This is a genomic window from Bacillus litorisediminis, assembly GCF_022808645.1.
Lineage (GTDB): Bacteria > Bacillota > Bacilli > Bacillales > JC228 > Bacillus_BF > Bacillus_BF litorisediminis.
This window is the reverse complement of the sequence record NZ_JAKZKT010000091.1, coordinates 1-4,843: the sequence shown is the minus strand read 5'-3', so window position 1 is coordinate 4,843 and position 4,843 is coordinate 1. Positions and strand designations below refer to the sequence as shown.

Here is a 4,843-nt window from a genome sequence, read left to right as displayed (position 1 = left end):
CCTACGACAAAAGCCCAAAAATAGATCATGTTAATTGTTCACCTCCGTATTCAATTGACACTGCATGGGCGATACAAGGAATTGTTTCATTTTGCTGAAAGGACAACGGTGAAAGCAAAGCACCTGTTGCCACAACTAACATTCGTTTAAATTCACCTTTTTTCATGCGGTTTAATAAATGCCCATAAACTACCGTTGCTGAACAGCCTGCACCGCTTGCCCCTGCAAGAACGGGTTGTCCTTCCCGATAAATCATAAGGCCACAATCTTGGTATTGTTCTTCACTAATAGGAGTTCCATGCTTTTTAAATAGATCCATGGACACTTCCTGTCCGATTTGGCCAAGGTCACCGGTTACAATTAAATCGTAATAAGATGGCTCAACATTTCGTTCCTTTAAATGGGCTTCAATGGTATCAACCGCAGCTGGCGCCATAGCTCCTCCCATGTTAAATGGATCTGTCAATCCCATATCGATTACACGACCAATTGTGGCAGATGTGACATGAGGTCCTTCCCCAGAATCACTTAATAGGGCTGCACCTGCACCAGTAACAGTCCATTGTGCAGTAGGTGGTTTTTGTCCACCATACTCAGTTGGATACCGAAATTGTTTTTCAACAGCTGTATCATGACTGGAAGCTCCTGTTAACAAATATTTCGCTCCTTTTGTATTTACAATATAAGCACCTAGAGCCAGTCCTTCCATCGAGGTAGAGCAAGCACCGAATAAGCCAAAATAAGGCGCTCCAATCGTTCTGCTAGCGAAACTTGTTGGGGTGATTTGATTGATTAAGTCCCCAGCTAGGATAAATTGAACTTGATCTTTTTGTATGCCCCCTTTTTCCATGGCTTTTTGACAAGCCTCTTCAAAAAGGATTTTATGTGCTTTCTCATAGGAATCCTGCCCAAGCCATAAATCAGCATGAAGAATATCGAAATCATCTGGGATAGCACCATTGGCTTCAAATGGTCCACCAACGGTTCCAGTGGAGATAATGACAGGCTTTTGTTCGAAGATCCATGTACGATGACCTGCTAGCATTATAAACCACCCCACTGGATTAAAGTGGTTTTAATTAAGGCAATGACAAAAGCAGAAAAAACACCAAATAAAATAACCGCCCCCGCTAATTTAAACATGTTGCCACCTACGCCCAGTACAAATCCTTCGGTTCGATGCTCAATGGCAGGCGATATAACCGCATTGCCAAAACCAGTTACGGGTACAGCTGTTCCAGCCCCTCCAAATTGGGCCATTCGATCATATACACCAAAACCAGTAAGAAGCATCGTAATAAAAATTAACGTACCCACTGTCGGATTTCCGGCCGTTTGCTCAGTAAAATCAAAAAAATAAATGTAGAAGTCAGAAATACACTGACCGATCAGACAGATAAGACCACCAGTTATAAAGGCCTTTATACAATTTTTAACAACCGGTCTTTTAATCTCTCGTTGTTTTTGCAATTTTTGGTATTCCTGTTGCACAGGAGTAAGTTGTTTCTTTTGATTATTAGACATAACTCGATCCTTTCTCTTTATGTTTGTTCCTTCATTAGACTTTTCAGTTTATTTAAATCCTTTTTTAAGTTTTTCTCATTCGTATCGTTTTTTTTCAGTCTCTGTTCTATGTTTTCAAGTTCCCAGAATATTTTTTTATCAGTCGAAACAAAAACTTTATAGTCCGGATATTTTTTTTCTAAGTCGGATTTTACTGACTTCTCGATACTCTTTAATCGAAATCGATCAAAATTCTCAACTTTAATTGCTGCCATAAGCTCTTTATCAGTATTCACAGCTTTTACGTCTGTAATATCTTCCTTGGCAATTATCTTTTCTTTCGCATGATTGGCAACGGATTGATCAATTGGCTTACTTGTATGTACTTGTGAAATACCAAAAGTACTATTACCTTGAATAAATTCATTTTGATTACCATTACATCCTGATGCGAAACCAATGACCATTATAATAAAAAGTAGGTTTTTCAATGTGGTTATTTTATCTTTCAAAAAAATCACCTCCATGTTTTTCCATTATTTGAACAGCTGAAAAAAGGTTGGTTAAGAGGCCAACCTTTTTTCGCCTTACTAATTACTGTTGTTTGTATTGAGGTTCTTCTTGTTCAATTTGTTGAACGCGTGGTTCAATGCTGTTAATAACAGATTGGGTTTGCTTAGCAGCATCTTGGTAAAGCTGCTTCGCTTGTTCATTATCTGTACTAAGAGCAAATGTTTCAAAGCTAGCTTGAGCGCTTTTTAATCCGGCTAAAGCTGTTTTAACGTCATTAATAACTGTCATGACTTTCACCTCCTATATTTTTCTTTGAAACCTTTCTTAGAATGTTTCAAGATAGAAATGTTTATTCATACAAAGTTTTTAAAATTTAAATTATACTTCTTATCTTTTAGGAAAAAATACTCTTGGCAGGAAAAAATTAAGGAAGGGAGAATAGGGTAAATTGGACAGTTGAACTTTTATAAAAGCTGATGAAAGTACAATTGTTTTACCATTCGAGGGGAATTTTCTTTTCGAGAAGTAAGACTGGTATGCTTTTTTATTTAGAAATGAGTATTGATGCAGTTTGTATTTTTCATTAAATAATAAAAAAGAGGTAGACGGAGTATGTATAAGGACTATCTTGAAACGATTTCAGGACCAAAACCACGAGCAAGGTCTAAGCAATTTAATAGAAATATAAATCAGTATTTTTCCCATCCTATCATACATAAGGAAATTAATGGTGATAAAATATATGTTGCCTTGGATCTAGACAGAATCTGGAATAGGATCAATTAATATTTAGTTAAGCGACAAATACTCCCCACCTGCGTATAGGTGGGGAGTATTTAATGCTATCTAGAGGTGGGGGGCTTTAAAACTAGTCTAAAATACCTGCATATTTTTGACCGCTATGTGGCAATCTACCCAAGTGATTACAACATTGTTAACAAGGAGGAAACATCATGCAACAACCGCAGACGGGTATGGTTAATCAACAAGCACAAGCTTTCATGACGCAGCCGCCTGAAATAATGTCAACAAAGGATCATCTCTATTTAAACGATATGTTAAGCTGGAATCTACTTGCGATGAAGAAAATGCATTTTTTCGCTCAACAATGTCAAAATCCAGAAGTAAGAGCAGCACTTGAACAAGCTGGACAAATGCACGACCGACACTATCAACAGCTGCTTCAACAGATGCAACAGTATGTAACTCAACCTTCACAAAATATGAATCAATAAGGAGGATACGATAGTGGAAAATAATACTCCAAACAAAATTAAGAATCCTGAAACACCAGTTCCCAAGACGCCGCAAATGAACGATAGAGATTTTCTAAACGATGCCTTAACTACGGAAAAATATATATCTTCCTCATATTCGACTGCATTAAAAGAAGCAAGCCATGGGTCGTTGTATCGTACAATTGCGTCTATTTCCCAAGAAACAGAAGACTGTCACCGCAATCTATATAACTTAATGTTTAAAAACGGATGGTATGCTTTGGAAAAAGAAACTCCACAAACTATTCAACAATCGGTTCAACAATTTTCTAACTACATGCAAAGTCAAGATCCTTATAGAGGCAATTTAATACAATAAAGAACACTTGTTAAAGGAAAGTAAACTCAGGGTAAAACAACAATAATTATGCAAGACAAAAGGTTGGTTGGATGTTAACCAACCTTTCTCTTCTTTAGAACCTTCCTACAAACGTGTTCAAAGTATTAAATTGCTCAAATCCTGCCATATAAATACTAAAATAAGGTTGTGTTAAAAATGAATCAAGAAACTAAAATTGCAAATGAGCTTCAGAAAATGTTGACTGAAAATCAAATCCCTGTTTCCGTCCAGGAAGATATTAATGTGCTCTCTGAAAAATTAGCTAATGGAGAACTTACACTTGGTGAATTAGAAAATAAAGATCAGTTTGTAGTAGAGGTTATTCAAAAAGCAAAAAATAGAATCGGATAAAATAGGGAAACTTTGTAATATTATCATACATAATTGCCTCATTTTAAATTTTATTACTGTATTTCATCAAATTTCTTTTTTAGACTATCTGAATAAAAAAAGAATAAACGTAAAAAATAATTTAGAAATCACAACAATCGAAAGGGCGGTAAAGATGAATCATAAGTGGATGAAACTTTTATCAACAGTTTTTCTTTCAATGTTCTTGTTATTAGGGTGTAATAATGGAGATGACGATAATAATCCACCACCTGAGGATGTAACTCCTGGGACAGAGGAACCAATTGAAGATCCTGAAGACGCAACAGATCCAGATACTATTGATGAAAATAATGTCACCCCTGATACAGAAGAATCAATTGAAGATGCTGAAGACGCAACAGATCCAGATAATATTGATGAAAATAATGACAACACTGATACAGAAGAACCAATTGAAGATCCTAAAGATGTAAATGACGCAGATAATAAAGATGAATAAGTTTATACACCGTTTGTTCTCAAACGGTGTTCTTTATGTGATGCGCCCAGCATGGGTGCAATCTATAGGGTGAAAGTCCCGAACTGTGAAGGCAGAAGTAACAGTAGCTTAACGCAAGGGTGTCCGTGGTGACACGGAATCTGAAGGAAGCGAGCGGCAAACCTCCGGTCTGAGGAACACGAACTTCATATAAGGCTAGGTATCATTGGATGAGTTTGCATAACAAAACAAAGTCCTTTCTGCCAAAGATGATACAGAGTAAATGAAGCAGATATTTGGAGGGAAAGATTGCACTCTTACCTGGGGAGATCTGACTGGAAAGCCAAGTACTCTTGGTAACCTATCTAGCGATAGATAGCTGAACAGTTAGAAGTCAGC

At 36.8% G+C, this 4,843-nt stretch carries 8 protein-coding genes; 4 read left to right on the top strand and 4 right to left on the bottom strand.

All coding sequences use genetic code 11. The annotated features are described in order from the left end of the window. Positions 1–25: 25 nt before the first annotated feature. The 4 genes from spoVAD to MLE14_RS21800 form a co-directional block, all read right to left on the bottom strand. A complete protein-coding gene (gene spoVAD / locus MLE14_RS21815; protein ID WP_243300490.1) occupies positions 26–1,045 on the bottom strand; it encodes a stage V sporulation protein AD in 1,020 nt (339 codons plus the stop codon). Then, positions 1,045–1,524, bottom strand: a complete 480-nt coding sequence (gene spoVAC, locus MLE14_RS21810; protein WP_243300489.1) for a stage V sporulation protein AC — start codon at positions 1,522–1,524, stop codon at positions 1,045–1,047. The genes spoVAD and spoVAC overlap by 1 nt, the downstream gene beginning before the upstream one ends. A 17-nt stretch (positions 1,525–1,541) precedes the next feature. Continuing rightward, positions 1,542–2,015, bottom strand: coding sequence for a YhcN/YlaJ family sporulation lipoprotein (locus tag MLE14_RS21805; RefSeq protein WP_279326909.1), 474 nt, complete (start codon positions 2,013–2,015; stop codon positions 1,542–1,544). A gap of 82 nt (positions 2,016–2,097) precedes the next feature. Continuing rightward, positions 2,098–2,304 (bottom strand): DUF1657 domain-containing protein, encoded by a 207-nt coding sequence (locus MLE14_RS21800; protein WP_243300487.1) that lies wholly within the window; start codon positions 2,302–2,304, stop codon positions 2,098–2,100. A 665-nt stretch (positions 2,305–2,969) separates the two neighbouring features. On the opposite strand from MLE14_RS21800, the gene MLE14_RS21795 reads away from it, so the two are divergent. The 4 genes from MLE14_RS21795 (at position 2,970) to MLE14_RS21780 (ending at position 4,465) form a co-directional block, all read left to right on the top strand. After that, positions 2,970–3,251, top strand: a complete 282-nt coding sequence (locus MLE14_RS21795) for a hypothetical protein (protein ID WP_041844980.1) — start codon at positions 2,970–2,972, stop codon at positions 3,249–3,251. A 13-nt stretch (positions 3,252–3,264) separates the two neighbouring features. Beyond that, positions 3,265–3,612 carry a spore coat protein gene (locus tag MLE14_RS21790; protein WP_041903726.1) on the top strand — a complete coding sequence of 116 codons (348 nt, stop codon included), beginning with the start codon at positions 3,265–3,267 and terminating at the stop codon, positions 3,610–3,612. A gap of 177 nt (positions 3,613–3,789) precedes the next feature. Beyond that, complete coding sequence (locus MLE14_RS21785) at positions 3,790–3,984, top strand: hypothetical protein (protein WP_041844978.1); 195 nt, start codon at positions 3,790–3,792, stop codon at positions 3,982–3,984. A gap of 154 nt (positions 3,985–4,138) precedes the next feature. Next, complete coding sequence (locus MLE14_RS21780) at positions 4,139–4,465, top strand: hypothetical protein (protein ID WP_041902469.1); 327 nt, start codon at positions 4,139–4,141, stop codon at positions 4,463–4,465. Positions 4,466–4,843: the final 378 nt, after the last annotated feature.